This is a genomic window from Exiguobacterium sp. s150 (assembly GCF_018618435.1).
In the GTDB taxonomy this organism is placed as follows: Bacteria; Bacillota; Bacilli; order Exiguobacteriales; family Exiguobacteriaceae; genus Exiguobacterium; species Exiguobacterium alkaliphilum.
Window position 1 is genome coordinate 1 of record NZ_JACSMC010000025.1, and the last position, 25,351, is coordinate 25,351.

Genomic DNA, 25,351 nt, shown 5'->3' on the forward strand with positions numbered 1-25,351 from the left:
AAAGACAAACGGCCGCCAGATGGCGACCGTTTGCGTTGCTCGTCCGACGGCGCCCCGACTCCTGCAGGAGAGCAATCCGACGGAGACCCGGCAGCGACGCTAGTCGCGATGCGGCTCCGGGATTGCCTGCGGAAAGCGTGGGCGTCGGAAGGACGAGCGATTCGATTGATGTTAGTCAACAAGCTGAAACGCCTCGGGATACCCGAGGCGTTTCTTGTTATGAGGCTGTCCCTTTTAGCTTCCCAGGAAGCTTGCAACGCTCGAAATAAATCATTTGGCCGTGCCGGACGATGCGTGCCCCTTTCCCATCATGGTTCGCCTCACGAAGCCGCAAGAGCCCTTTCTCCTTCGCCTCGTGATCGTCCTTCGCGTCGAGCGTCTCGTTCAAGACGATTGTGCCATCGTTTTCAAACGCGGTGATCATATACTGTGCCATCTCCATTGCCCCCTTTGTATCTCCATTGTACTGAATGGTCATTCATTCTTCAAGGGGACGTGTCGCGAGCTCCTCGAACGTGAGTTGACGCGCCGTCTCCGTCCGCGGGATTAATTCGGAGGCCGTCATCCCAATCAAACGGACGGGTTCACTGATTGCCATCTCATCGAACAGACGACGGGCGAGCCGTTTAATCTCGTCATGGTCGTGTGTCGGATGGTTCAGTTTGATTTGATGGCTCCGTGCCTGGAACTCACTCGTCTTGATTTTAATCGTCACGGTCTGGCAACTGAGCTCACGACGGTCGAGTTGACGCAAGACGTCCTCGATTTCCGGGACGACCCGTTCAAACACTTCTTCCGGGTCATCGAGGTCGAAGGCGAACGTCGTCTCAGAGCCAATCGATTTCCGTTCCCGTGTGGGGACGACCGGGCGACTATCGCGGCCGTGGGCGAGTTCAAACAGTTGTGTCCCACGGTCATGGCCGAAGATGGCTTTTAGTTGTGCGACGTCTGCTCGCTGCAGATCGGCAATCGTCTCGAAGCCGTGCTTGAATAAGATTTGCGCGGTCACTTTTCCGACGCCGTGCATCGTGGTGATCGACAGCGGGGCGAGGAACGTTTCGACTTCTTGCGCCGTGACGACGGTCAGCCCGTTCGGCTTTTGAAATCCGGACGCGATTTTGGCGACGAACTTCGACGGGGCGACACCGGCCGAGGCAGTGAGCCCGGTCCGGCGTTTGATTTCTCCGAGGATATAACGGGCCACATATGTGCCGGACGTGCTCATGAGCGCGTTATCGGTGACGTCTAAATACGCTTCGTCGAGCGACAACGGTTCGACGAGTGGGGTGACCGATTTGAAGATGGCCATGACTTGCTCGCTCACTTGGCGGTACGCTTGAAAGCGAGGTTTGACGAACGTCGCCTGAGGACAGAGCGCGAACGCCCGTCGAGATGACATGGCGCTGTGGACGCCGTACTTTCTTGCCTCGTACGAACAGGTCGCGACGACACCACGGCTATGGGGTGCTCCTCCGACGATGACGGGCTTGTCGCGAAGATGAGGCCGGTCCCGCTGCTCGACCGAGGCGTAAAACGCATCCATGTCGACGTGGATGATGAGGCGTTCCATGTCATTCTCCTTTCCATTCAAATCAATTTAAGTCTATTATACCGAACTTTTGTTCGATGTTTTATTTTTCTGCCTCTTGATTGCTTGCTTCGTGTTCACTTGCGTCGGAAACTGTAGGAGCGAGCCGATCCAATTCTTCCGTTTCAACCACACTTGGATGATGACGGTAAAGAGGAGAATCATCGCCCAGGCGAAGACGTAACCGAGCGGCCAGTCGAGCTCGGGCATCTCTTTGAAGTTCATTCCCCAGATGGCGCCGAACGCGACGACGGGGGTCGTCAGCGCCGTGAAGACGGTGAGCGCCTTCATGATCTCGTTCCCGCGAAAGTTCGAGAGCGTCGCGGCGAGGTCGGTCATGGCGATGACGTCGTCCTGATAGTGTTCAATCGATCCGAGCAGTCGTTCGACGCGATACGTCGCGAGCCGGTAAGGCTTCAACTCGTTCAAGTCCATGTCGAGGAATGCCTCCCGACCGGCCTGTAACAGTTCGCGATACGGGACGACTGTATCTGACCAACGTTCGATTTCGCTGCGGAGCCCGAAAATCTCATTCATGAACTCAGGCGGCACTTGTCCGCTCATCTCACGCTGGGCAATCATGAGACGCTCCTCGTACTCGTCAATCCCGTGAAAGTAATAGTCCATTCTCTCGGCGAGCAGCTCATAGAACGCTTCAAGCGGCGTCTCATAACGTTTTGCTTTGACGACTTCACAAAACAAATCGTCAAACCCGATCGTCCATAAGAAATCAGGCCCGACAAAGTAGTGTCCGACCTTTTGAGGTTCCCGCTCAAGCTGTTCATAGTCGAGGGTGAGCGAGCCGTATAGATAGCGATCGCCGACGATGATTTTCGTGACTTTCGCTGTCGTCAGTTGATCGAGCCAATACGTGTACGCCTCCTCGTAACGCTGATCGATGTGCACGGACTCCTCGGGCCGTGTGTACCAGTTCCACTTCATCTTCCATTCCTCCAATTCCATTCTCTATCCACTATTCCCGAATTGATAAGAAAGTTGGCATCTCGGAAGAAGTTTCGTTAAGATGGAGGTACTGAATTAGAGAGAGGTGCTAGCATTGGCGACAAAAATCGGACAGCTCAAAGTGGGCGATACGTTAGACCAATATGTGATGATTAAACAATCTTACCGGGGACTGGCCGGGAACGGGAAGCCGTACTTGACGCTCATCTTATGTGACGAGAGCGGGGAGATTGAGACGAAGCTGTGGGACAGCGCCGACACGGACAAGTATGCGATGAAAAAAATCGTCCATGCCTCGGGTGAGGTGATGGATTACCGTGGACGCACGCAACTGAAGCTGAAGCAAATCTCCATCATCGAAGGGGAGACCGACATCGCACCGTACGTCCGCTCCGCCCCGGTCGCGAAGCCGGAGCTCGAAGCGACGATCCGCTCGTATATCGATGCGATTCGTCACGACGGGATGCGCCAGCTCGTCCAGTCGATCGTCGACCGGAATGAAGAGGCGTACTTGACGTATCCGGCGGCCGTGCGGCACCATCACGCCGTCTACTCAGGCCTCGCTTTCCACGTCATGTCGATGTTGAAACTCGCCGATGCGATGTGCGACCTGTATCCGCAATTGAATCGGGACTTGCTCGTCTCGGGTGTCGTCTTGCACGATTTGGCAAAAGTGATTGAACTGTCGGATGCGATCACACCGGAATACACGCTCGAAGGCAAGTTGCTCGGACACTTGTCGCTCATGGCATCCGAAATTGAAGTCGTGGCCCGTGAGCTCGGTACCGACCGCGAAGTCGTGACGCTGCTTCAGCATCTCGTCCTCAGCCACCACGGCAAGCCGGAGTGGGGATCGGCGAACGCACCGCAACTTCCAGAAGCGGAGATGCTGTTCTTCATCGACAATATCGACGCACGCATGAACATGTTCGACAAGGCGTTCGAAGGCGTCGAGCCGGGGACGTTCACAGAACGCGTCATGGCGCTCGACAATCGCGCTTTCTATAAACCGAACCTATGAAAAAACGGTCGCTCTCATTTGTGAGGGCGACCGTTTATGGCTTATTGTTCAGTTGATTCTTCAGCTGGTGCTTCTTCAGCTGGTGCTTCTTCAGAGGCTTTCACAGCTTCTTTGACTGCATCGAACTGTTGCGAGGCTTTCGCGTCTTTCACGTCGACGTTATATTTTTCAATCAACTCGGCGTAAATCTTGTTCGCATCAACCGATGCTGCTTTCTCGGCTGCGAGTTCTTCACGGATGCGATCTTTCTCATCCTCGAGCTTCAAGTCTTTCTCTTTGCGGTCGACGACTTTAATGACGTGGTATCCGAACTGTGATTGAATCGGCTCAGAGATTTCGCCGACGACATCTTCACGGAACGAGTACTCTTCGAATTCAGGCACCATCGCACCGGCTGAGAAGTAGCCGAGGTCGCCGCCTTGTTCACCAGAACCTGTATCCGTCGATTTCTCTTTCGCGAGTTCTGCGAAGTCCGCACCGTCATTCAACTGCTTGATGATGTCTTGTGCTTCCTCTTCCGTCTCGACGAGGATATGGCTCGCTTGGACTTCAACGTTTTCCTTCGCGAACTGTGCTTCGATTTCTTCGTCCGTCACGTCGACGAGCTCAGATTTCGCTGCATCGACGAGCATCTGGCCACGGAGTGCCTCTTTGAACTCGTCCGTGCCGCTCATGCCGGCTTGTTGAATCGCTTGTTCGAACTCTTCTGTCGAGTTGAACTGTTCTTCTGTTTTACTGTACTCTTCTTCGACTTTGTCTTGCTCGACTTTGTCGCCGTACTCTTTTTCGAGAAGTTCGTTCATCGTCTCTTGGAACGCGAGTTGTGGGACCATGCGGTCGTAACTCATGTTCGCGATTTCACCGCGTGTGATCTCGCCGCCTTCGAATGAGACGACAGTCGAATCGTCCGATGCGCCACCGCCGTTTGTCGCAGCGTACGTGCCGCCTGCGCCGATGACGAGAGCGAGTGCAGATGCGCCGACGAGGGCGCCCGTTGAAAACTTCTTATCTTGTTTCTTTGGTTCGTTTGTCATTCCGTTTGACATATATTCCACCCCTAAAAATCAATAAGTTTCTATGTCCGACTATATCACATTTTCTAGATCATGACAGCTGTTCTGTTGCCTGTACAGTATCATAGCACAGAAACGTATCGTATAATGGTAAAAGAGAATGTGAAATGATGGGGTGGGAAACGTGTCGTTAGAAGAGAAAATGAAACAATTGTCATATCAAATGGAGCTGTTGATGCAGTCGGTCGACTGGTCGGACCGGCCCTTCGAATATGAAGTCATTCGGGCGAACTTGACGCGAGACGACGTCGAAGCGTTCTACGCCTTGTTAGAGGAGATTCGCCAACAACAAACCGAGCAAGGGCGCTACGGTTTGTCGTCCGTAGAACCCTTGCTCGTCAATTTCGTCGGCATGTTACACCCGGCGCTCGATCCTGAAACAATCTTGGCGGCGTGCGTCAAGCAACAGATTGCGCTTGACGTGACCGAACCGCTCTATCGGCAGGTCAAGCTTCTTTCGTGATGTCGTCGTCTTCCGGGCGACGACCGGCCTCTTCGGTGATCATCTTCGACGTCTCTGCGAAAATGTCCATGAAGTTGTCCCCATAGAGGCGACGGACGATCGCGGTGATGTCCGTCAAGTCCGGGTACTTCCCATAAAGTTCTTGGAGCGGCAACGAAGCACGGAACACGCCGTTTTCTTCCGGGTCGAACGCATGAATCGTCTCGAGCAAGAGCGCCTCACCTTCTGGCGTCAATTGGACGTACGTGTTGCGCTTGTCGGTCTCTTTCTTTGAGAACGTGAGCAAACCGCGGTCTTCTAACTTTTTCGAGAAGTTGAACGCCGTCGAGACGTGCATGACGCCGTACTTGGCGATTTCCGAGATTGAGGCGCCCCCGAGCGCGTGCGCAATCCACAAGATGTGATGCTCGTTGATGTTCAAATCGAACGGTTTAATCCAATTTTGCCAGTCCTTCTCGACCGTCTTCCACAATGCTTTACTGAGTTGAATGATTTTATGGCTATACAACATGGCCTCAGGGCCAGTGAACTCTTTTTCTTGCTCCATCTCGATCCACCCTTTCCGGATACAAAGTGACTAAAACGACGGACGATGAGGACAGACCGCTTAGTTGGTCTGTTTCGCTTTCGCTTCGGTCATATCTGACTGTACGTTTGAAAGCTCGTTAAGGTTTCCTTGGATCCGCTCGATTGAAGGCTGAATGTCTTGCTGATAGCGTTCGACTTCGGCTTTCACTTGATCCGTTAATTCTTTCCCTTGCAGTTTTCCTGCTTGCGCGACATGCGACGCGTTGGCCGCTACTTTTTGGAATTGTTCTTTCAACGTAGTGATTGTAGACGCGCGATGTTGCGTCGAAGCGGCATCGTTCGCCGTTCCGCGCGCGAGTTTTTTCACGGTCGCAACCCCTAAAAACGCTACGACGAAGCCGAAAGCAACCCAATCTCGACGATTGTGACTCGACAATACATTCCCCTCCTTAAGCACGATGATGCTAGAATACATTCTTTTCATATTATTTTACCAAAAAAGAGAGATTAAAAACCTATATCTCAAATAAAATTTTTCAGAACATTCAATTTTGACCGAAAAATCTTTTTATTTTAAAATATAGGTAAAGGAAGGTGACCTCCAGTGAATATGCAAAAGCGTTGGGTCGATGACATGTTGGACCTGTACAACGCGGCGAAACGACTCGGAGATGACACTTGGGCACATACGATCATGAAAGCACTCGAGGCAGGGTACGAAGCATCGGAGTTGAATGAACAAGAGCGCAAACAAACGATATTAGAAAAGCGCCTCATGGAAATAGATGCCCGCCTACACGAATTAAGAAAACAATTTGAACATGCCGAATCTGTCAAATCGCGTCAGCAGCTGTACGAACAGGCGATCAAATTACAAGTCGAACGGGCGCAAATCGAGGAGGAGCGGAAACGCCACCACGATTCGATCAATTCGACATAAAAAACGGACCAGGCGTCGTGCGCCTGGTCCGTTTCGTTCATACGTGCGTTGAGATGTTCGCCGCCAATGTCTTGAGGGCGTCTTGTGAATAGTCGTCGGCGTGCGTCTCCCACTTGGCCCCGAACCCGTCGTCATGACCGAAGCGCGGAATGAGGTGGATATGGAAATGGTACACGGTCTGACCGGCGATCTCCTCGGCGTTCGACAAGATGTTCATACCGATTGCGCCCGTCTCGCGTTGAATCGCGTTCGCAATCCGTGGCACCGTTTTGAATACGTCCGATGCGACCGCCTCGGGCAATTCGTATATGTTCCGGGCGTGATGTTTCGGGATGACGAGCGTATGACCGTTCGTCACTTGCGAGATGTCAAGAAAGGCGACGACAGACTCGTCCTCGTAGACTTTGTGAGACGGGATCTCACCTTTGACGATTTTACAAAAAATGCAGTTATCTTCAGTATGCATGGCACGTCCTCCAATCGAATAGGAATACTCGTCTCCATCATAACACGGAAGCTCGGGCGGAAGAACGATTGTCCGAATCGATGCACCTCCTCTACAATAGAAGGAACAAAAACGGAACAGGAGGCGGACACGTGAATTATGAGCGTAAAAAAAGACATGACCGGAAGCGACGGCTACGAATCGGTCTCCTGAGCGCGACTGTCTTTCTCGTCGCGGCTGGCCTCATCTATTTCTTAGGATATCAACCGGCTGCTGAAAACGAACGGATTCATGTTCGATTCAAAGAAGCGCTGTTGACCGAGGATGTCGGATTTTTTGAACAGAACGTCGAATATGCGAACGAGCCGCTCACACGGGCCGAGACGCTCCGCTTCATCCGCTGGTTGAACGACGAACCGAGCATTCGTAGCGAGGCGATCGCCGAAGTCGTGACCGACCGTGAAGACGCAGCAGCGAGCGGGGATGGCTTATTCCGACTGATTGACACAGGGGAAGGGCGGTTTGGCTTCTCCGATTATCGGATTGAGCTGTTACCGAAACAATTGACCGTGACGACCGATGTCCCGTACACGAACGTCTGGGTGGACGGGATTCAAGCCGCGCGACTCGAAGAAGCGGGGGAGACCGTCACCCTCGACCGGATGCCGGGACGATACGACGTGAAAGCGGTCGCGGTCGTGGACGGGACGACACGGACACAGGAAGAGACGGTGACGCTTGTCGACGTGGACGAGCTCGCCTTCTCCCTGCGACCGGAGACGAGCGAAGTGATCGCGGGACAGTTCGACCTCGATCGGACCGAGCTGATTGAAATCGAGGTCGAGGCGCAGACGGGCCATGCCATCGAAGTAATTGACGGGCTTATGAATAAGCGAACGGACGCGGTCAAGGAAGCCGTCGGCGAGCCGGTGAGCGAAACGGAGCGCGTGTGGCGCTATGACGGGTTTGACGTGACGTTTGACGGCGGTCGCGTCAGTCGCATCGACATCGATCTCGCCAAAAGCCCGGATGACTTGATTGCGTTGATTGGTGAGCCGGCCGAGCGAATCGAGGTGGACGGTGGGACGGAGTGGCGTTACGACCGGCCGCTCCTCGAGTCAATTTTCACGTTGTTCGGTTTTCAAACGGATAAACGCTTCTTGGAACGGGACGGCAAACTGTACGTCGTCATCCGCTGAACGAGAAACGGGACCCTCGATGATGAGGGTCCCGTTTTCGGTAGGCATGTGATTAGCGTTTACGCATTGATTTCATGACGAACGATACGATCAAGATCAAGATAATCGCACCGAGAAGTGCTGGTACGATGGCAATGCCGCCAACTGCAGGACCGAAGTCTCCGAAGATGAGGCCGCCAAGCCAAGCACCGATGATCCCGGCAATGATGTTCCCGATGACGCCACCTGGAACATCCTTACCTAAAATAAGACCTGCTAACCAACCGATAATACCCCCGACAATTAACGTGATAATCCAACCCATAAAAACATTCTCCTTTCTGTTTTGTCCATTGTCCTTCTTAACAATTTTATGGAACAATGGAAGTATTGAATAAGTTTTAAAATGCCTTACAGTTCAGATTATTCCCATGTGACAGCTTTTAAAACATATATCACAAAAAAAAGTTGAAAATGAGGGGTGGAGTTTTCATGTTGCACGTCGACAAGTTGAACGGCGGTTATATAGGAAAGCAAGTGCTGCACGATATTTCGTTTGAAGTGAAAAAAGGGGAGCTCGTCGGGCTGATAGGGCTAAACGGAGCCGGGAAGTCGACGACGATTAAACATATTTTAGGACTGCTCAATCCGTTGTCCGGGACGATCACGGTCGACGGGGAGACGTTAGAATCTTCCGAAAAAAACTATCGTAAAAAAATAAGCTATATACCCGAGACCCCTATTTTGTATGAGACGTTGACGCTCCGGGAACACTTGGCGCTCATGGGCAAGGCGTATGGCTTACCAGACGAAGAGTTAGAAGAACGGACGCTGCGTCTGGCGAAAGATATGCGGATGGAGAAGCAACTAGGCTGGTTCCCGTCGGTCTTTTCGAAAGGGATGCGTCAAAAGGCGATGATTTTATGTGCGCTCGTGACGAAGACGCCGCTCCTCATCGTCGATGAGCCGTTCGTCGGACTCGACCCGCTCGCGATTCGACAGCTGCTGCGATTGTTTGACGAATATAAGGAAGACAGCGCCATCTTGATGTCGACCCACATCCTTGAGACGGCGGAACGCCACTGTGATCGCTTCGTCTTCTTACATCAAGGCGTCGTCATCGCGACCGGTACGGCAGCGGAATTGCGTCAGACGTACGGGCTCGACGCGCTCGCGTCGCTCGATGATATTTACGTCGAGGCGATTGAGGCCGAGGAGCGGAAACGATGAACGTATTTCGACAACGGTTTGGTGTCTGGGTCGAGGACGTCGTGAAATATAGCCGCTACGTGGCGAACGGCGGCCTATTGTTCACGCTCTACTTCACGCTCATCTACGGCGCTTTCGTCTACAATCAATTTTTGAGCGGGCTCGACGCTTCGTTCCCGAGCGCCTGGGTCGTCGCGCTCGCGTTCTTGGTCTTGCCGCTCGGTCACCGACCGCGGACGCTGTTGCAAGAAGCGGATCAAGTCTTTTTACTACCGGAACTCGGAAACATCCGGGCTTATATGAACGGCGTTCGCCTTTTCAACGTCGTCTTTGCGTCTGTACGTGCCGTCCTGCTCATGCTTGTCGTGTTGCCGCTTCTCGTCCGGACGCTCGACGTCACGCCTGGCGAAGTGCTCGCGATCATCGCGACGAGCGTCCTGTTGTCTGTCGTCGGCCGCCTAGCGAAGCTTGAAAGCATCCGTTACGTCGGGGTCGTCAGTGCCTTCTTCAGTGCGGGCGTCATGCTCGTCGGATTCCCGATTGTCACGCCGGTGCCGTCACTGTTGGCGCTCATCTATTTACACATCAAACGAAACGAACGCATCCCGCTCGCGGACTGGCTCGTCCTCGAACAGGCGAGCAAGGCACAGTTCAACCGGGTCGTCAGCTGGTTCGTCGATTTGCCGGACATGCGAGAAGACGTGAAGGCACGACCTTTTATCGTGAACGTGATGAACCGTTATTTACTTAAACGTACCGACGCGGCCCGATACGTGTATGGGTTACGAATCGTGCGGTCGAACGACTCGCTCGACTTGATGTTCCGGCTGTCGCTCGTCGCCATTCTGGTCATGTGGTTGTCTGGCGGTTGGTACGTCGGGTTGGTCGTCCCGCTCTTCGTCGGCTTGACGGCGCTCCAACTCGTCCCGCTGTTCAAACGACTCGACTCCGTCTCGATCGCGTCATGGCTCCCGATCACGCGCGCCGAGCGGCTGGCCGCCTACAAGTGGTGGACGCTCCGTCTCCTCGTCGGGCAAGCGCTCGGACTCGGAATTGCGTCGCTTCTATTTGGCGGGACATGGGACGCGCTCGTCGGGCTCGTCTTGGCTTATGGAATCGTGCGCTATTATTTGGCTAGATTAAAATAAAACGAAGGACACCCGCTAGGCGAGTGTCCTTCGGATTGTTGACTAACAGAATGTTTTCGCTCATCCTCTTGGCGCCTCCGCTTGCCCCCAGAAAAGCGAGCTGTGCCCGGTCGGACAAATAAAAAAACTGCAGACAATGTTTTGTCTACAGTCTGGAAGGACACCCGCTAGGCGAGTGTCCTTCGTTTTATTTCTTAGGAGACATGACCGAGACGCTCGATCCGAGGATTTTCGGGAGACGTGTCGGTGTATCCGGTTGTTCTTCGATTTCGCCGTAAGCCGAGATGCCGTGCTCGGCGATATCGAGTCCGATGTCTTCTTGCTCTTCCGTGACGCGAAGCCCAATCGTCACGTCGAGAAGTTTCAAGAACGCATAGCTTCCGCCACCGGCGATGACCATGGCAATCAAGACGCCGAGCGCCTGAACGCCGAGCTGACCGAGACCACCACCGTAGAAGAGACCGGCCGAGCCGATACCTGTGATGTCAACGAGTCGTGGTGAGGCGAAGAAGCCAAGGGCGAGCGTCCCGATGATTCCGGCGACGCCGTGAACCGAGAAGGCGCAGAGCGGGTCGTCGACGTATTTCGCCATGAGGAGGCTCGTCCCGTATGTGGCGACCGCGGCGAGCGCCCCGATGATGACGGCAGCCCACGGTTCGACGAACGCACAAGCGGCCGTGATGGCGACGAGCGCCCCGAGGACACCGTTGACGACTGTCGGGATATCGGCTTTCTTCCGGTGGACCATGACGATGGCGAGCGCCCCGAGTGCGCCGGCAGCCGTGGCGAGCATCGTCGTGAGGGCGACGTAGCCGAAGAACCCGTCAGCGACTGACATCGTCGATCCGGCGTTGAACCCGAACCAGCAAAGCCAGAGGACAAGTCCGCCGACGACCGTTAGGACGTGGTTGTGACCAGCGAGCGACTCTGTCTTCCGACGTGGTTTTAAGATGATCGTTGCCATGAGCGCGGCCATCCCGCCTTGAAGGTGGACGACGGCCGAACCGGCGAAGTCTTGCATCCCCATCGATCCGAGCAGTCCACCGGCCCAAACCGAGCGGGCGACGATCGGATAGAGGATGGCGACGAAGAAGATGCCGAATAGGACGTAAGCAGAGAGCTTAGCCCGTTCTGCGAATCCACCCCATGCGATGGCGAGTGCGACCGCGACGAACGATAACTGGAACAAGAACTTGATGTCGATCGAGACGTTTGCCCAGTCTAAGCTTGTGAACGAACCGTTCAAGAAGAACCCTTCCGTTCCGAACCAGCGCGTCCCGTCCCCGAAGGATAGTCCGAATCCGACAGCCCAAAAAGCGAGTGCCGCCACAGAGAGGCTGATGATTTGTTTGACGGCGACGTGCCCGGCGTTTTTCGCCCGGAGCGTTCCCGTTTCAAGCAGGCCGAAGCCGAGTTGCATCGTCAAAACGAGCAATGCCGCGATGAGTACGAACAGCGTGTCCATATAATACATAATGTCTTCCATGTTGCGATTCCTCCTTTTTTTCATCGGTGTGGGTGAAAAGTTGTTTTCAGTGTAATGCGAATAAACAAGGGTGGATTGCATTTTGTCAGATTATCTGACATAGTTTTTTTAAAAGGAGGATGGGTGTGGTGGACTATAAAACGAAGAAAGTGATCGGAATGGGCGTCATCACGGAATTGACGGGGCTGTCTGAACGCCAAATTCGTTATTATGAAGCGAAGGGACTCATCTTCCCGGAGCGGACGAAAGGTGGTTCACGCAAATATTCTTTCCATGACGTCGAGCGCTTGATTGACGTCGCCTCGAAACTCGAGGACGGGTGGCGTATCCAAGATATTAAAGAGCGAGAGAAGCGTCTGTCGGCGAAACAGCGTGACGATCTCATCCGTGGACAGCTCAATTCGGCGTTCCGGACGTATCCGACAAAGAAATGACACAAAGAAAACACAATGAAAATGCTTCACATTAGCATTATTCTAATTAATTTCTGTATAATGTTTTTGAGTTCACATACCTATAGAAGAAGAGTGTAGGAGAATTAAAGAGGGGAATGACGCGACGTATGAACGATACTATTTTAAGGGCGTTTCGAGGAGAGGCGACGGACTATGTGCCAGTCTGGTACATGCGCCAAGCGGGACGCTACCAGCCGGAATATCGGGAGATTAAAAAGACGAGGACGTTATTCGAGATCACACACGACCCAGAATTGTGTGCGTATGTGACCGAGCTCCCGATCAAACAACTCGGCGTCGACGCGGCCATTCTATATAAAGACATCATGACACCGCTCCCGTCGATGGGCGTCGATGTGGAAATCAAGAGCGGCATCGGTCCGGTCATTGATAACCCATATCGGACGATGGCCGACGTCGAGAGCTTGAAGCCGCTTAACCCGGATGACATCTCGTACGTGTTCGAGACGATCCGTTTGCTCCGGCAGCGCCTCGACGTGCCGCTCATCGGCTTCTCGGGCGCGCCGTTCACGCTCGCGAGCTATATGATTGAAGGCGGTCCGTCACGGAACTACCATCGTACGAAAGCGCTCATGTACGCGGAACCGGACGTATGGAACGCGCTCATGGACAAGCTCGGCGACATGGTCATCACGTATGCGAAAGCGCAGGCCGAGGCCGGGATTCAAGCGTTCCAGCTGTTCGACTCATGGGTCGGCACGCTCAGCCGGAAAGACTACGCCCGCTACATCAAGCCGACGACAGAACGGATCTTCCGTGAGCTTCGTGGACTTGATATCCCGCTCATCATGCACGGCGTCGGGGCGAGCCACCAAATCGAGGAATGGCACGACTTGCCGCTCGACGTCGTCGGCCTCGACTGGCGTCTATCCGTAGATGAAGCACGCGGACGTGGCATCACGAAAGCGGTCCAAGGAAACTTAGACCCGTCATACTTGCTCGCACCGTGGCCGGTCATCGAGGCGAAAGTGAAAGAAATTCTCGATGAAGGCATGAAGCAACCCGGATACGTCTTCAACTTGGGACATGGGGTGTTCCCGGAAGTCGATCCAGCCGTACTCGTCAAATTGACAGCGTTCATTCATGACTACTCACGTGAAAAAATGGGAGGAAAATCATTATGAAAACAGTCGGATTACTCGTCATGGCATATGGGACACCATACAAACCGGAAGACATCGAGCGTTACTACACGCACATCCGTTATGGCCGTAAGCCATCACCGGAAGCGCTTCAGGACTTGACGGAGCGCTACGAAGCGATCGGTGGCGTGTCACCGCTCGCGAAAATCACGGTCGACCAAGCCGAAGCGCTTCGCGACATCTTGAACGAGCGTCACGTCGGCGAAATCGAGTTCAAATTGTATATCGGTTTGAAACATATCGAACCGTTCGTCGAGGATGCGGTCGCGCAAATGGCGAACGACGGCATTAAAGAAGCGGTGTCGGTCGTATTGGCCCCGCACTACTCGTCATACAGCGTCAAGTCGTATAACGGCCGCGCCCACGAAGAAGCTTCGAAATACGGCATCGAGATTCGTTCGGTCGAGTCGTGGTATGACGAGCCGAAGTTCATCAACTGGTGGGCCGAAGCGATCAAGGCGACGTTCGCGAACTTGCCGGTCCCGGCCGAGAAGGCTTGCTTGATCGTGTCGGCGCACAGTCTTCCCGAGAAGATTTTGGCAGGCGGCGACCCGTACCCGGATCAATTGAAAGAGACGGCGGACAAGATTGCGTTAGCCGCTGGCGTACCGCATTACGAAGTGGGTTGGCAGTCGGAAGGGAACACACCTGACCCGTGGATCGGACCAGACGTGCAAGATTTGACGGCTGAACTTTATGAAAAGCATGGATACGAAGCGTTCGTCTATACACCGGTCGGTTTCGTAGCGGATCACCTCGAGGTGCTCTTCGATAACGACGTCGAGTGTAAAGTCGTCTGTGACCGCTTAGGCGTTCACTATGCGCGTCCGAACATGCCAAACGCGGAGCGGAGCTTCATTGAAGCCATCGCCGATCGCATGGAAAGCGTGATCGTACATCATGCGTAATGTAACGATTGTCGGTGGTGGGATTACAGGTCTCACCGCCGCTTTTTATGCCGAGAAATATTTGCCGGAGGACGTGACAATCACGCTGCTCGAGGCGACGGACCGTCTCGGCGGAAAAATCGACACGTTCGAGACGGGGGAGTTCGCGGTCGAACGGGGACCAGACTCTTACGTATTCCGCAAGACGGCGATGACGGAGTTGATTCATGAGGTCGGCCTTGGTGACGAGATCGTACGAAACGGTGTCGGTCAGGCGTACGTCCTCCATCATGACGGCCTGCATCCCATCCCGAAACAAACGGTCATGGGCATCCCACTCGACGTCGATGCGTTTAAAGATACGACGCTCTTATCGGAAGAAGAACATGCCGCGCTCCGAGCGATGCTACTCGCGCCACCGGACGTTGAACCGCCGAAAACGGACGTGTCGCTCGGATTATATTTACGTGAGCGTGTCGGCGACCCGATTGTCGACCGGTTGATTGAACCGCTTCTTTCCGGGATTTACGCGGGAGATATCGACAAGATGAGCGCCTTGTCGACGTTCCCGCAGTTCATCGAAGGAGAGAAAAAGTACGGCAACCTGTATGAAGGGATGCGCCATCTTCGTCCCGAACAGCGTGTCGCCGAAGTCGGGGCGAAGAAAGTCGGGCAGTTCGCCTCGCTCAAGCGTGGCTTGAAGTCGCTCACCGACCGGCTCGCGGAGCGCCTTGAGCGGACCGAGGTCGTCTTGAACTGCTTCGTCGAACACGTCGAAGAGATCGAGGACGGGTACCGGTTGCTCACGAATCGTGGCGACAAGGAGGTCGAACACTTAATCTTGACCGTGCCGCCACGCCTCATCCGTCAGTTTTTACCAAAAGTCGACAGCGACTTCTTGGCGGACATGAAACCACACGCGACGGCGACGTGCTCGCTCGTCTTTAAACAAGACGACATCGAGTTGCCGTTCGTCGGGACCGGTTTCGTGACGAGTCAAGAAGCGGACGTGACGATCACAGCGTGCACGTTCATCGACCAAAAATGGCCGCACGCCGTACCAGAAGGGTATCACGTATTGCGTGTCTTCCTCGGGCGCCCGGGGGCCGATGACATCGTCGAGGCGTCCGATGAGACGATCGTGTCGACCGCACTCGGTGACCTTGGCCGCTTGATGACAATTAAAGGTGCCCCGATTGAAACGGTCGTCAGCCGTCTGCGCGACGGCTTGCCACCCTACGCCGTCTTCCATTCGGACCGGGTGCGTGCCCTCCGAGCCGAGCTGGGCCGGGTCTATCCTGGCGTGCTCTTAGCGGGCATCGCCTACGACGGGATTGGCATGCCGGACTGCATCAAGAGCGTCCATGAACAAGTCAAAACGTTAGGTGAGCACGTGTAAGCTTTTTGTGAAGAGAGGTGTTGGATTTTTCCGAACGCCTCTCTTTTTGTTATAGTTAAGGGCGAAACAGAAAAAGGAGTGGATGTTGATGGCAACGTACAAACTGTTCGTATCGGATATGGATGGCACGATTTTGCATAACCACACGCGGATCGCGAAAGAGACGGCCGAGGTCGTCCGCGAGGCGGAAGCACAAGGGATTCGCTTTGCGATTGCGACGGGACGCAATTATTTCAACGCGAAAGAGATTCTCGATGAGGTCGGCCTGTCGTGCCCGATCGTCTCGTCGAACGGGGGACGGGTGTTGACGGAGACGGGTGAGGTGCTCCACGAAATCGACTTGACGACCGAGGACGCATTAAAAGTCGTCTCCGTGCTTCATCAAGACCACAAGTATGCGGACGTCTTCTATGAGATGTACTCGGAGACCGGACTCGTGGCGAGCCGTATGGATTTAATCGAAGCTGCAATGGAGAACTTGAAGCAAAACGGTGACGATCGTTCGCTCGAGATGTACGAGTTCTTCCGTAAACGTTATTACGTGAACGAAGATGTGAAACTTGTGGAAGATATCGAACATTTCATCCAACACGAGGCGGGACGCGTCTATAAGTTCATCGCCTTCTCGAGCCATTTTGAGAAGATGTCTGCCTTGTGGGCCGAAATCGATGAACAAGTCGACGGCGTCTACGTGACTTCGTCGGGCGACGACAACATCGAGGTGATGGCGAACGGGGCCGATAAAGGACACGGCGTCACGAAGCTCGCCGAGCATTTCGGCGTCGACTTGTCAGATGTCGTCGTCATCGGCGATAACTTGAATGACGTCCCGATGTTCGAAGTGGCCGGGAAAGGCATCGCCATGGCGAACAGCCACGAAGAATTGATTAAAATCAGTGACCATGTGACGGAGCGCCATGACGAATATGGCGTCGCGAAAGCATTGAAGCGCGTCATGAACGGCGAATGGAAGTAATTCATTTGTCGAGCTGAGCGGTCGTCTCGTATAATGAACGTATGACTAGTCACTAGGAGGACAAACAGCGTGAAATTCATCTTCAATCCGGATATCCGGGACCCAAAGCTCAACTTGGCGGTCGAGGAGTATATCCTCAAGCATTTGAACGTCGAGCATGAGGATTACTTCTTGTTCTACATTAACGGACCGTCCATCATCATCGGCAAAAACCAGAATACGTCGGAAGAAGTCAATTTGAAGTATATCGAAGAGAATGGCATCGACGTCGTCCGTCGTCTCTCAGGCGGGGGTGCCGTCTATCATGACGAGGGCAACTTGAACTTCAGCTTCATCACGAAAGATGACGGCAACTCATTTAACAACTATAAGAAGTTCACGCAACCGATCGTCGATGCGCTCAAACAGCTCGGTGTCGAAGCCGAGCTGACGGGACGCAACGACATCCAAGTCGGCGAACGTAAAATCAGCGGTAACGCCCAGTTCACGACACGCGGTCGCATGTTCAGCCACGGCACGCTCATGTTCAACTCGAACATCGAAGAAGTCGTCAACTCGCTCAACGTCTCGGAAGAGAAGATGCGCTCGAAAGGAATCAAGTCGGTCCGGAGCCGCGTCGCGAACATCACCGAGTTTTTGGAAAGTGAGATGGCGATGGAGCACTTCATCGAGGCACTCCTTCATTCAATCTATGATGGGCAAGAACCAGAGCGTTACGTGCTTCGTGACGAAGACTGGGAAATCGTCCAAGACATCTCGAAGGAACGTTACGCGAACTGGGACTGGAACTTTGGCAAGTCACCGAAGTTTGATGTCGAGTCGAAACGCCGCTTCCCAATCGGAACGATTGACGTCCGCTTGAACGTCAACAAAGGGACAATCACCGAGGCGAAGATTTACGGTGACTTCTTCGGTGTCGGCGATATCCATGACGTCGAGCAAGCGCTCGTCGGGACGCGTTTCGAACGAGGCGCGATTCGGGAACAATTGTCACACCTTGACATCAAACATTACTTCGGCAACGTCGAGCTCGAAGAACTCGTCGATCTTATTAGCTGAAGCGGCTCTACGGTCAGGATGGTCTCAACGCGAGACCATCCTTTTTTGGCAGTTTCGTGAAACATTGACGGTGGCGTTGCGACGGCTCGGGTAGAGGCGTATCATATTCAGTGCAAGCGCTTTCGTAACGAGCGACGACGTGGAGGAGGAATCAAGATGTACCGTTTCATCACAGAATGGATGGACACGAACCGATTGTGGGTGACCGATCAAATGACGTTCGATCGGGCTGTACAGGCGATCGGCTTAGAATTAGAAGGGAGAGGCATCGTCGACGGAACGTTCACCCGGGCAGTGCTCGAACAGGAGCGGACGATTCCGTCCGGCGTGGCGGATGTGGCCGTCCCGGTCGCCGTCATCGATGTACCGCGTCACGTGACGCGAGAAGATGGGATCACGCTACTTCACTTGAACCATCCGTTCGACGTCCTCAGCATCACCGGCGAACCGGTCCGGGCCGAGATGTTGTTTTTTGTCACAGCGACGACAGAGGCACGACGGGAAGCGTTCCATAAACTGATGGACGATTTGCTGATGGATGATGAGACGCTTCAGGCACTCGCGCACATAAAGAGTCGAAGCGGATTGTACCATTTGCAGACGATGGATTTGAAAGCGTTTTCTTTCTGAACAGTTTCATGTACAATAGAACTAACTAAAAAAGAGCGCGGAGCCCGTGCTCTTTTTTACGGCGTAAAAGTGAACCGTCATTCATTCAAAAGGGGGATTACTATGGCAAACTTAGTCACGGCGTTACGAGATGTAGTGGCTGAACATCCAGCAAAAGCGGCCTACGTGTTTGGGGAGGACACGGTCAGCTACGAACAATTTTTAGGACAAGTGCAGGCGATGGCGTCGACGCTTGAAGCAAAAGGGGTCAATCAAGGCGACCACGTCGCCCTCGTCCTCGGCAATAGCCCGGCGTTTTTGATTTCATACTTCGCGGTGCTCGCACGGGGCGGGGTCGTGATCCCAATCAACCCTACATACACGCCCGACGAGATGGCGTATATCTTACTTGATGGGGACGTGAAGGCAATTGTTGGCTTATCGCCGCTCATCGCCCAAGCGAAAGCGGCGCTGTCGCAACTGCCGCAATTGAAACTCGTCGTCTCGGTACCGTACGCCGACGTGCCGGCCGAAGCTGAACGTGGCGCCATCGAGTTCTTACCGTTCGCCGACGCGCTTAAAGGCTCAGGTGGGACGTTACACTTCGTCGACGAAGAGGAAGTCGCCGTCATCTTGTATACGAGCGGGACGACGGGCAAACCGAAAGGAGCCCTCTTGACCCATCGGAATCTATACTCCAACGCGCAATCGATAGGGGAATATTTGGAGATCACTCCGGACGACAAAGCGCTCGCCGCGTTGCCGATGTTCCATGTCTTCTGTCTCACGGTCATCGTCAATGCGCCGTTACTACGCGGGGCGACCATCGTCATCCTGCCGAAATTCTCGCCACAGGACGTGTTCGACTTGATTCCGAAGCATCGCGTCACTATCTTCGCGGGCGTGCCGACGATGTACAACTTCCTCCTGCAGACCGCGCTGAAAGTCCCGGCCTATACGTCGGCTTTGAAGCACGTCCGTATCTTCGTCTCCGGCGGGGCGAGCCTTCCGGTCCAGTTGCTCGAGACGTTCGAGACGACGTTTGAATGCAAGATCCTCGAAGGGTATGGCTTGTCTGAAGCATCTCCGGTGACATGCTTCAACCCGCTCCACGGGGAACGGAAAGCCGGATCGATTGGACCGTCCATCGTCCATGTGGAGAATAAGATCGTCGATGAGCTCGGAGAAGAGGTCGGTGTCGATGAAGTCGGGGAGCTCATCGTCCGCGGGCCGAACGTCATGAAAGGCTACTATAAGCTGCCTGAAGAGACGGCGGTGACGCTTCGAGACGGCTGGCTCTATACGGGCGACTTGGCTAGACGGGATGAAGACGGCTACTTCTACATCGTCGACCGGAAGAAAGATATGGTCATCGTCGGCGGCTATAACGTCTATCCGCGCGAAGTCGAAGAAGTGTTGTATCAACATCCGGGAATCGTCGAAGCGGCGGTCATCGGAGTACCGGACGCCGAGCAAGGCGAGGCGGTCAAGGCGTTCGTCGTGACGCGGGAGGACGTCTCGATCGAGGACATCCGTTCGTTCGCGGCGACGAAGCTCGCGAAATATAAGCAACCGACGCAAATCGAGTTGATTGACGAGTTGCCACGGAACACGACCGGGAAGATTTTACGGACCGTCTTGAAGAGCGAGGCGTTCCAAAACAGTTGAACGAAGGGGCGACGTGTTGTCGCTCTTTTTTGCGCACTACATTTGACACCTTTACGGGGTAGGGGTATATTGGTGGTGAGGTGATAACCATGGAAGAATTCATGCATGAGCAACCGATCGTCCCGCGGGACGATGCCGAACGGGAAGCGCTCAGCAAACGGCTGCGCCGGATCGAGGGACAAGTCCGAGGGATTCAAAAGATGGTCGAGAACGACCGTTACTGTGTCGACATTTTGACGCAGACGTCAGCGATTCAAGCCGCGCTCAAACAAGTCGAGTTGCATTTGCTCGAGCGACATATGCGGAAATGTCTCGTCCATGCCAGTGAGACGGAAAATATGGAACCGTACATTGACGAATTGATGACAATCGTCAACCGCATTAAAAAGTAGGGAGGTCTGTTCATGAAAACCGTCGAACTCTCGATTCAAGGGATGACGTGCGCCGCATGTTCGGCCCGAATCGAAAAAGTGTTGAATAAGATGGACGGTGTCGAAGCGACCGTCAACTTGCCGCTTGAGACGGCGACGATCCGTGTCGAAGACGGCATCACCGAGGAAGAGCTGATCGCCCGCATCGAGAAAATCGGTTACGGGGCAGCACACAAAGTCGAGATGACGCCAAAGCGGGACTTGCGTCCGCTCGAACGGAAAGTACTCATCTCGTCGCTCCTATCGGCCCCGCTGTTGCTCGTCATGATCACGCACATCCCGGGGTTCATGTTTCATGCCGATTGGCTCATGAACCCGTGGTGGCAGTTCGCCCTGGCGACGCCGGTCCAGTTTTGGATTGGGGCGCAGTTTTATCAAGGGGCATACAAAAGCTTGAAGAGCGGCAGTGCGAATATGGACGTCCTCGTCGCGACGGGGACGTCGGCTGCCTACTTCTATTCGGTGTTCGAGATGCTCGCCCACCCGATGCACCCGGCACTCTACTTTGAGACGAGTGCGGTGTTGATCACGCTCGTCCTCGTCGGGAAATGGCTCGAGGCGCGGGCAAAAGAGAAAACGACGGATGCGCTCAAATCGCTCTTGTCGCTTCAGGCGAAAGAAGCGATTCTCCTCGTCGATGGTGAAGAACGTGCCGTGGCGGTCGAACTCGTCCGCGCCGGAGATATGCTCGTCGTCCGACCGGGTGAAAAAGTACCGGTCGATGGACGAATCATCGAGGGTGAGACGATCATCGATGAATCAATGTTAACAGGTGAATCGATTCCGACTGAAAAAGCGATGGGCGCAGAAATTGTCGGCGGGACGATCAACCGGTCGCACCGCGTGGTGATGCAGGCTGAACGTGTCGGCAGTGAGACGATGCTCGCTCAAATCGTGCGCGTCGTCGAGCAGGCCCAGACCGATAAAGCTCCGATTCAACGGCAGGCCGACCGCATCTCCGGTGTCTTCGTCCCGATTGTCGTCGCCATCAGTGCGGTCACGTTCGCCGTCTGGGCGTTCGGGTTCGGTAATTTGGATATGGCGATTCGATCCTCGATCGCGGTACTCGTCATCGCCTGCCCATGTGCCCTCGGTCTCGCCACGCCGACGTCCATCATGGTCGGGACAGGCCGTGCCGCCGAGCAGGGCGTCTTGTTCAAAGGTGGCGGTCAGCTCGAGTCGTTGAACGGGGCCGACATCGTCGTCTTTGATAAGACGGGTACGCTCACGAACGGGACGCCGGAAGTGGTAGCCACGTTCGGAGATGAGACGTTGATGCGCCAAGCGGTCATGGCTGAGCGCCAGTCAACGCACCCGCTCGCGACGGCGATTGGGAAGCTTGATGGGACGGGGCGGGTCGAACAAATGGAAGAGCTCGCCGGTCGAGGATTGAAAGCGGTCGTGGATGGGAATGAACTTCTCATCGGTTCGGTTCGCTTAATGGAAGAAGCAGGATTCAGCTTGCCCGATTGGAAGATGGGAGCGATGACGCCGGTGTATGTGGCGGATGCTTCCGGGATCCAGGCGGCGTTCGGATTGAAGGACCGCTTGAAACAAGGGAGCCGTGACGTCGTGGCCGAACTCGCGAAGACGCGGGCCGTCTACGTCTTGACCGGTGACCGTAAGGAAGTCGCGCTCGATGTGGCCCGTGAACTCGGTATCCCCGCGTCGAACGTGATCGCGGAGGTGCTCCCCGTCGAGAAGGCCGACCACGTCGAGGCGCTGAAGAAAAAAGGCCGCGTCGCCATGGTCGGGGACGGCATGAACGATGCCCCGGCGCTCGCCGTCGCAGACGTCGGCATCGCTTTTGGGAGCGGCACAGACGTCGCCTTGGAGGCGGCCGATGTGACAGTGATGGGCAAAGACGTCGTCGGTGTGAACCGAGCCCTCGAGATGAGCCGGTTGACGATGAAAAACATCCGTCAAAACTTGTTCTGGGCGCTCGCCTATAACAGCCTTGGTATCCCGGTCGCGGCGGCGGGGCTACTCGCGCCTTGGATCGCCGGCGCGGCGATGGCGTTCAGTTCGGTCTCGGTCGTCTTGAACGCGTTACGATTGAAAACACAAGGAGGACATCCACATGAATGAAACGGTATTGAAAGTAGAAGGCATGACATGTAACCACTGCAAGGCGGCCGTCGAGGGCGCTTTGACGGAATTAGAAGGTGTCGAGTCGGCAATCGTGTCACTCCAAGACCACCGCGTCGACGTGATTCATAACGATCACGTATCGGTGAAAAAAATGATTGAAGCGATTGAAGAGCAAGGCTACGACGTAAACGCCTGACCGAGATCCCGCCCTTGAGGCGGGATTTTTTTTGCGTTTTCCATCGAGACAGAAATGTGCTATATTATAGGTGATAATGAGAATCGGTATCAATGAGAGGTGGGGTTACGATGGAACTCGTCATGATTAGTGGCGTCGTGGCGCTCGTGAGCGGAGGAGCGGCTTTCTTGGCTCAACAATTACGCGGACAGACGTCCCGTTAAAGAGGGGAGACCCTCTTTTTTTGTCGAGCAATTGCAGGTTTAGACGTAGTCCTTCCCATCATTTATCCATAATTGTTTGATATAATATGTAAAAACGTTGCAGGAGTGAATCGGATGTATACAATCTATTTGGTCGACGATGAAATCAACTTGAATAAAATGCTCGTCACATATTTAGAGCAGGAAGGTTACCGGGTCCGTTCGTTCGCCGACGGTGCCTCGGCACAAGCGGCGATTAAAGATGAGCCCGATTTATGGGTACTCGACATCATGTTGCCGGACCTTGACGGGTTCCAGCTATTGAAACAAATCAAGGCGACGAACGCCAACACCCCGACGATTTTTATCTCGGCACGCGATGAGGATATCGATAAGATTATCGGGCTCGAGATGGGGTCGGACGACTATATCGCCAAGCCGTTCTTGCCGCGCGAACTCGTCATCCGTGTCAAAAAGCTGATCGATCGCGTGTACGGCTCGAAGTCCAATGAGCATATCGAGTACGGCGAATACACGATTTATCCGGACAAGCGGCTCATCAAACACCAAGAGGACGATATCGATTTGACGTCGAAAGAGTTTGATTTGTTGCTCCTCTTCCTCGAGCATCCCGGTTCGGCGTTGTCGCGCGAACAGATTCTCGAGGGTGTATGGGGACACGATTACTTCGGTTCGGACCGGGTCGTCGATGACTTGGTCCGCCGTCTGCGCAAGAAGTTGCATCGACTCGAGCTCGAGACGCTCTACGGCATAGGGTATCGTCTCGTCAAACCGTGATGTTCGAGCAACTCAAGCCGAAACGGCTCATGTGGAAGATTTGGGTGCTCATCCTGCTCATCATCGTCACGCTCGCGCTCATGATTCTCCTGACGGTCCGCTCTTCGATCGCGCAATTTATCGATGAACAAGTGTACGAGACGCTGCAGGACGTCGATTATTACCTCGGCAATACGAACCAGCTCGAGAACATTCCGCAAAATCCGATCGAGTATGACCGGCGCCAACAAGAATCGCGCTCGGTCAATCAGCTCATCTTTTTGCCGAACGGTCGCATCATTTATGGTTCGGCTCCGCTCGAGTTGACGAATCGGATGTATCGGGAAGCGATTGAACAGACGAGTGAGATCGCGAAATACCAGACGACGATTGACGGAGAGGACGTCTACTATATCATCCGTCAAAACGAATACGATGGGACGCTCATTTATCAGGCGTCTTACGCCTGGGATGCGTATCGCCGTGAGCTCGTCTCGACATTGTTCTGGCGCATCTCCATCTTGATTGGGGTCATCAGTCTGTTGTCGCTCATCCCGGCGCTTTGGATGTCACGTGAGTTGACGAAACCGATCGTCGAGATGGAGCGAGCCGTCGAGAAGATTTCGAATCGGCAATGGGAGACCGTGCTCCCGCTCGCAAGAGAGGATGAGCTTGGACAGTTGGCGCGCTCGATTGATGCGATGCGACTCGAACTTCAAGAGCAGGACTTGGCGCAGCAGGCGCTCCTCCAGAACATCTCGCACGATTTGAAGACGCCAATCATGGTCATCCGCGGTTATGCGCAATCGATTGGGGACGGGATTTACCCGACCGGTGATTTGAGAGGGTCGGCCGAAGTGATTGACGAAGAAGCGTCGCGTCTTGAGAAAAAAGTCGTCGATTTGCTTTACGTCACAAAACTCGAATATTTTAAAGGACAGGAGATGCGGCTTGAGCCGATCAATCTCGACAAGCTGATGGAGTTGCTCGTAGCCCGTTTCAAACTGAGAGGGGACCTCGAGTGGGCGGTGACCGGGCACGCCGGAGAGATGCTCGGGGACGGCGAGCAGATTCGGGTCGCATTCGAAAACGTGCTCGACAACGCCCTTCGCTATGCGCAGTCGTCGATTCGAATCCATTTGAATCGCACCGACGCCGGTGTCGAGATTGTCATTGCAAACGACGGTCCGCCGGTCGACGAAAACCTCGACTTGTTCCATCAATTCTCTCGAGGCAAGCAAGGCAAGTTCGGGCTCGGCCTGTTCATCGTCCAACGGATCGTGACGTTGCATCACGGCGAGGTCACGTTAGGAAATACGGCGGACGGAGTGGCTGTGCGTTTCCGTTTCCCGCATTCGAAAACCGTTCAAATCTCAAATTCAGACGAATGATTCTCAAAAACCAGCTGAAACGGCT

At 54.3% G+C, this 25,351-nt stretch carries 29 protein-coding genes; 19 read left to right on the forward strand and 10 right to left on the reverse strand.

The window, feature by feature from the left end; translation table 11 throughout:
* From KNP76_RS11525 to KNP76_RS11540, 4 genes are all read right to left on the reverse strand, one after another.
* Positions 1-182, reverse strand: a 182-nt coding sequence (locus tag KNP76_RS11525) for a hypothetical protein (RefSeq protein ID WP_214844620.1), incomplete at its 3' end; no start/stop codon positions are given.
* 35 nt (positions 183-217) lie between these two features.
* Positions 218-436, reverse strand: coding sequence for a YhzD family protein (locus KNP76_RS11530; protein WP_034808348.1), 219 nt, complete (start codon positions 434-436; stop codon positions 218-220).
* Between the two features lie 42 nt (positions 437-478).
* Positions 479-1,570, reverse strand: coding sequence for a DNA polymerase IV (gene dinB, locus KNP76_RS11535; RefSeq protein ID WP_034808346.1), 1,092 nt, complete (start codon positions 1,568-1,570; stop codon positions 479-481).
* 36 nt (positions 1,571-1,606) lie between these two features.
* A complete protein-coding gene (locus tag KNP76_RS11540; RefSeq protein ID WP_051622688.1) occupies positions 1,607-2,530 on the reverse strand; it encodes a CorA family divalent cation transporter in 924 nt (307 codons plus the stop codon).
* 115 nt (positions 2,531-2,645) lie between these two features.
* Between KNP76_RS11540 and KNP76_RS11545 the strand changes: the two genes are divergently transcribed.
* Positions 2,646-3,572 (forward strand): HD domain-containing protein, encoded by a 927-nt coding sequence (locus KNP76_RS11545; protein WP_034808345.1) that lies wholly within the window; start codon positions 2,646-2,648, stop codon positions 3,570-3,572.
* A 41-nt stretch (positions 3,573-3,613) separates the two neighbouring features.
* Here KNP76_RS11545 and KNP76_RS11550 read toward each other — a convergent pair whose 3' ends face one another.
* The gene (locus KNP76_RS11550; protein ID WP_214844621.1) at positions 3,614-4,618 is read right to left on the reverse strand and encodes a peptidylprolyl isomerase; all 1,005 of its coding nucleotides are present in this window, start codon (positions 4,616-4,618) and stop codon (positions 3,614-3,616) included.
* A 169-nt stretch (positions 4,619-4,787) separates the two neighbouring features.
* Between KNP76_RS11550 and KNP76_RS11555 the strand changes: the two genes are divergently transcribed.
* Positions 4,788-5,108: a DUF1878 family protein gene (locus KNP76_RS11555; RefSeq protein WP_251137460.1), complete on the forward strand. Its 321-nt coding sequence runs from the start codon at positions 4,788-4,790 to the stop codon at positions 5,106-5,108.
* Here KNP76_RS11555 and KNP76_RS11560 read toward each other — a convergent pair.
* Both KNP76_RS11560 and KNP76_RS11565 read right to left on the reverse strand, forming a co-directional pair.
* Positions 5,092-5,655, reverse strand: coding sequence for an HTH-type transcriptional regulator Hpr (locus KNP76_RS11560; protein ID WP_034817778.1), 564 nt, complete (start codon positions 5,653-5,655; stop codon positions 5,092-5,094). The two genes, KNP76_RS11555 and KNP76_RS11560, sit on opposite strands and share 17 nt — an antisense overlap.
* Positions 5,656-5,715: 60 nt before the next feature.
* Positions 5,716-6,003 carry a hypothetical protein gene (locus KNP76_RS11565; RefSeq protein WP_367661127.1) on the reverse strand — a complete coding sequence of 96 codons (288 nt, stop codon included), beginning with the start codon at positions 6,001-6,003 and terminating at the stop codon, positions 5,716-5,718.
* Positions 6,004-6,246: 243 nt separating this feature from the next.
* Between KNP76_RS11565 and KNP76_RS11570 the strand changes: the two genes are divergently transcribed.
* Positions 6,247-6,576 (forward strand): hypothetical protein, encoded by a 330-nt coding sequence (locus KNP76_RS11570; protein ID WP_034817776.1) that lies wholly within the window; start codon positions 6,247-6,249, stop codon positions 6,574-6,576.
* Positions 6,577-6,613: 37 nt separating this feature from the next.
* On the opposite strand, the gene KNP76_RS11575 is transcribed toward KNP76_RS11570, so the two are convergent.
* Positions 6,614-7,042: an HIT family protein gene (locus KNP76_RS11575; RefSeq protein WP_034817775.1), complete on the reverse strand. Its 429-nt coding sequence runs from the start codon at positions 7,040-7,042 to the stop codon at positions 6,614-6,616.
* 131 nt (positions 7,043-7,173) lie between these two features.
* Here KNP76_RS11575 and KNP76_RS11580 point away from each other — a divergent pair, with 131 nt between their 5' ends.
* Entirely contained in the window at positions 7,174-8,220 is a 1,047-nt protein-coding gene (locus KNP76_RS11580; protein WP_034817774.1) for a hypothetical protein, read from the forward strand.
* A 52-nt stretch (positions 8,221-8,272) separates the two neighbouring features.
* Here the strand turns inward: KNP76_RS11580 and KNP76_RS11585 are convergent, their stop codons facing one another.
* Complete coding sequence (locus KNP76_RS11585) at positions 8,273-8,524, reverse strand: GlsB/YeaQ/YmgE family stress response membrane protein (RefSeq protein WP_024371796.1); 252 nt, start codon at positions 8,522-8,524, stop codon at positions 8,273-8,275.
* Positions 8,525-8,691: 167 nt separating this feature from the next.
* Here KNP76_RS11585 and KNP76_RS11590 point away from each other — a divergent pair, with 167 nt between their 5' ends.
* Together KNP76_RS11590 and KNP76_RS11595 are read left to right on the forward strand one after the other, a co-directional pair.
* Entirely contained in the window at positions 8,692-9,429 is a 738-nt protein-coding gene (locus tag KNP76_RS11590) for an ABC transporter ATP-binding protein (RefSeq protein WP_034817773.1), read from the forward strand.
* On the forward strand, positions 9,426-10,556 hold the full coding sequence (locus tag KNP76_RS11595; RefSeq protein WP_214844624.1) for an ABC transporter permease: 1,131 nt from the start codon (positions 9,426-9,428) through the stop codon (positions 10,554-10,556). Before KNP76_RS11590 ends, KNP76_RS11595 begins: the two co-directional genes overlap by 4 nt.
* Before the next feature lie 187 nt (positions 10,557-10,743).
* Here the strand turns inward: KNP76_RS11595 and KNP76_RS11600 are convergent, their stop codons facing one another.
* The gene (locus KNP76_RS11600; RefSeq protein WP_034817770.1) at positions 10,744-12,042 is read right to left on the reverse strand and encodes an ammonium transporter; all 1,299 of its coding nucleotides are present in this window, start codon (positions 12,040-12,042) and stop codon (positions 10,744-10,746) included.
* 128 nt (positions 12,043-12,170) lie between these two features.
* Between KNP76_RS11600 and KNP76_RS11605 the strand changes: the two genes are divergently transcribed.
* The 13 genes from KNP76_RS11605 (at position 12,171) to KNP76_RS11665 (ending at position 25,326) form a co-directional block, all read left to right on the forward strand.
* Positions 12,171-12,476: a MerR family transcriptional regulator gene (locus tag KNP76_RS11605; protein ID WP_034807472.1), complete on the forward strand. Its 306-nt coding sequence runs from the start codon at positions 12,171-12,173 to the stop codon at positions 12,474-12,476.
* Between the two features lie 116 nt (positions 12,477-12,592).
* Positions 12,593-13,642, forward strand: a complete 1,050-nt coding sequence (gene hemE, locus KNP76_RS11610; protein WP_034807470.1) for a uroporphyrinogen decarboxylase — start codon at positions 12,593-12,595, stop codon at positions 13,640-13,642.
* Complete coding sequence (gene hemH / locus KNP76_RS11615) at positions 13,639-14,568, forward strand: ferrochelatase (protein ID WP_034807469.1); 930 nt, start codon at positions 13,639-13,641, stop codon at positions 14,566-14,568. Before hemE ends, hemH begins: the two co-directional genes overlap by 4 nt.
* Positions 14,561-15,946 carry a protoporphyrinogen oxidase gene (gene hemG / locus KNP76_RS11620; RefSeq protein ID WP_214844625.1) on the forward strand — a complete coding sequence of 462 codons (1,386 nt, stop codon included), beginning with the start codon at positions 14,561-14,563 and terminating at the stop codon, positions 15,944-15,946. Before hemH ends, hemG begins: the two co-directional genes overlap by 8 nt.
* 88 nt (positions 15,947-16,034) lie before the next feature.
* Positions 16,035-16,922: a Cof-type HAD-IIB family hydrolase gene (locus tag KNP76_RS11625; protein ID WP_251137462.1), complete on the forward strand. Its 888-nt coding sequence runs from the start codon at positions 16,035-16,037 to the stop codon at positions 16,920-16,922.
* 69 nt (positions 16,923-16,991) lie between these two features.
* Positions 16,992-17,981, forward strand: coding sequence for a lipoate--protein ligase (lplA, locus tag KNP76_RS11630; protein ID WP_214844627.1), 990 nt, complete (start codon positions 16,992-16,994; stop codon positions 17,979-17,981).
* Positions 17,982-18,137: 156 nt separating this feature from the next.
* A complete protein-coding gene (locus KNP76_RS11635) occupies positions 18,138-18,611 on the forward strand; it encodes a PTS sugar transporter subunit IIA (protein ID WP_214844628.1) in 474 nt (157 codons plus the stop codon).
* Between the two features lie 102 nt (positions 18,612-18,713).
* Positions 18,714-20,258, forward strand: a complete 1,545-nt coding sequence (locus tag KNP76_RS11640) for a fatty acid--CoA ligase family protein (protein ID WP_034817767.1) — start codon at positions 18,714-18,716, stop codon at positions 20,256-20,258.
* Positions 20,259-20,347: 89 nt separating this feature from the next.
* Complete coding sequence (locus KNP76_RS11645) at positions 20,348-20,650, forward strand: metal-sensitive transcriptional regulator (protein ID WP_214844629.1); 303 nt, start codon at positions 20,348-20,350, stop codon at positions 20,648-20,650.
* 12 nt (positions 20,651-20,662) lie between these two features.
* Positions 20,663-22,777, forward strand: a complete 2,115-nt coding sequence (locus KNP76_RS11650) for a heavy metal translocating P-type ATPase (protein WP_214844630.1) — start codon at positions 20,663-20,665, stop codon at positions 22,775-22,777.
* A complete protein-coding gene (gene copZ / locus KNP76_RS11655; RefSeq protein ID WP_034807450.1) occupies positions 22,770-22,976 on the forward strand; it encodes a copper chaperone CopZ in 207 nt (68 codons plus the stop codon). Before KNP76_RS11650 ends, copZ begins: the two co-directional genes overlap by 8 nt.
* Before the next feature lie 317 nt (positions 22,977-23,293).
* Positions 23,294-23,956 (forward strand): response regulator transcription factor, encoded by a 663-nt coding sequence (locus KNP76_RS11660; RefSeq protein WP_034807448.1) that lies wholly within the window; start codon positions 23,294-23,296, stop codon positions 23,954-23,956.
* Positions 23,956-25,326 carry a HAMP domain-containing sensor histidine kinase gene (locus KNP76_RS11665; protein ID WP_034817783.1) on the forward strand — a complete coding sequence of 457 codons (1,371 nt, stop codon included), beginning with the start codon at positions 23,956-23,958 and terminating at the stop codon, positions 25,324-25,326. Before KNP76_RS11660 ends, KNP76_RS11665 begins: the two co-directional genes overlap by 1 nt.
* Positions 25,327-25,351: the final 25 nt, after the last annotated feature.

Coding starts and splice junctions, on each gene's coding strand:
- KNP76_RS11625 (WP_251137462.1), top strand. CDS start 16,035: ATGGCAACGTACAAACTGTTCGTATCGGATATGGATGGCACGATTTTG.
- dinB (WP_034808346.1), bottom strand. CDS start 1,570: ATGGAACGCCTCATCATCCACGTCGACATGGATGCGTTTTACGCCTCG.
- KNP76_RS11665 (WP_034817783.1), top strand. CDS start 23,956: ATGTTCGAGCAACTCAAGCCGAAACGGCTCATGTGGAAGATTTGGGTG.
- KNP76_RS11600 (WP_034817770.1), bottom strand. CDS start 12,042: ATGGAAGACATTATGTATTATATGGACACGCTGTTCGTACTCATCGCG.
- KNP76_RS11640 (WP_034817767.1), top strand. CDS start 18,714: ATGGCAAACTTAGTCACGGCGTTACGAGATGTAGTGGCTGAACATCCA.
- KNP76_RS11575 (WP_034817775.1), bottom strand. CDS start 7,042: ATGCATACTGAAGATAACTGCATTTTTTGTAAAATCGTCAAAGGTGAG.
- KNP76_RS11530 (WP_034808348.1), bottom strand. CDS start 436: ATGGCACAGTATATGATCACCGCGTTTGAAAACGATGGCACAATCGTC.
- KNP76_RS11660 (WP_034807448.1), top strand. CDS start 23,294: ATGTATACAATCTATTTGGTCGACGATGAAATCAACTTGAATAAAATG.
- KNP76_RS11645 (WP_214844629.1), top strand. CDS start 20,348: ATGGAAGAATTCATGCATGAGCAACCGATCGTCCCGCGGGACGATGCC.
- KNP76_RS11550 (WP_214844621.1), bottom strand. CDS start 4,618: ATGTCAAACGGAATGACAAACGAACCAAAGAAACAAGATAAGAAGTTT.
- hemE (WP_034807470.1), top strand. CDS start 12,593: ATGACGCGACGTATGAACGATACTATTTTAAGGGCGTTTCGAGGAGAG.
- KNP76_RS11570 (WP_034817776.1), top strand. CDS start 6,247: ATGCAAAAGCGTTGGGTCGATGACATGTTGGACCTGTACAACGCGGCG.
- KNP76_RS11650 (WP_214844630.1), top strand. CDS start 20,663: ATGAAAACCGTCGAACTCTCGATTCAAGGGATGACGTGCGCCGCATGT.
- hemH (WP_034807469.1), top strand. CDS start 13,639: ATGAAAACAGTCGGATTACTCGTCATGGCATATGGGACACCATACAAA.
- KNP76_RS11540 (WP_051622688.1), bottom strand. CDS start 2,530: ATGAAGTGGAACTGGTACACACGGCCCGAGGAGTCCGTGCACATCGAT.
- KNP76_RS11635 (WP_214844628.1), top strand. CDS start 18,138: ATGTACCGTTTCATCACAGAATGGATGGACACGAACCGATTGTGGGTG.
- KNP76_RS11595 (WP_214844624.1), top strand. CDS start 9,426: ATGAACGTATTTCGACAACGGTTTGGTGTCTGGGTCGAGGACGTCGTG.
- KNP76_RS11555 (WP_251137460.1), top strand. CDS start 4,788: ATGAAACAATTGTCATATCAAATGGAGCTGTTGATGCAGTCGGTCGAC.
- hemG (WP_214844625.1), top strand. CDS start 14,561: ATGCGTAATGTAACGATTGTCGGTGGTGGGATTACAGGTCTCACCGCC.
- KNP76_RS11585 (WP_024371796.1), bottom strand. CDS start 8,524: ATGGGTTGGATTATCACGTTAATTGTCGGGGGTATTATCGGTTGGTTA.
- copZ (WP_034807450.1), top strand. CDS start 22,770: ATGAATGAAACGGTATTGAAAGTAGAAGGCATGACATGTAACCACTGC.
- KNP76_RS11560 (WP_034817778.1), bottom strand. CDS start 5,655: ATGGAGCAAGAAAAAGAGTTCACTGGCCCTGAGGCCATGTTGTATAGC.
- KNP76_RS11590 (WP_034817773.1), top strand. CDS start 8,692: ATGTTGCACGTCGACAAGTTGAACGGCGGTTATATAGGAAAGCAAGTG.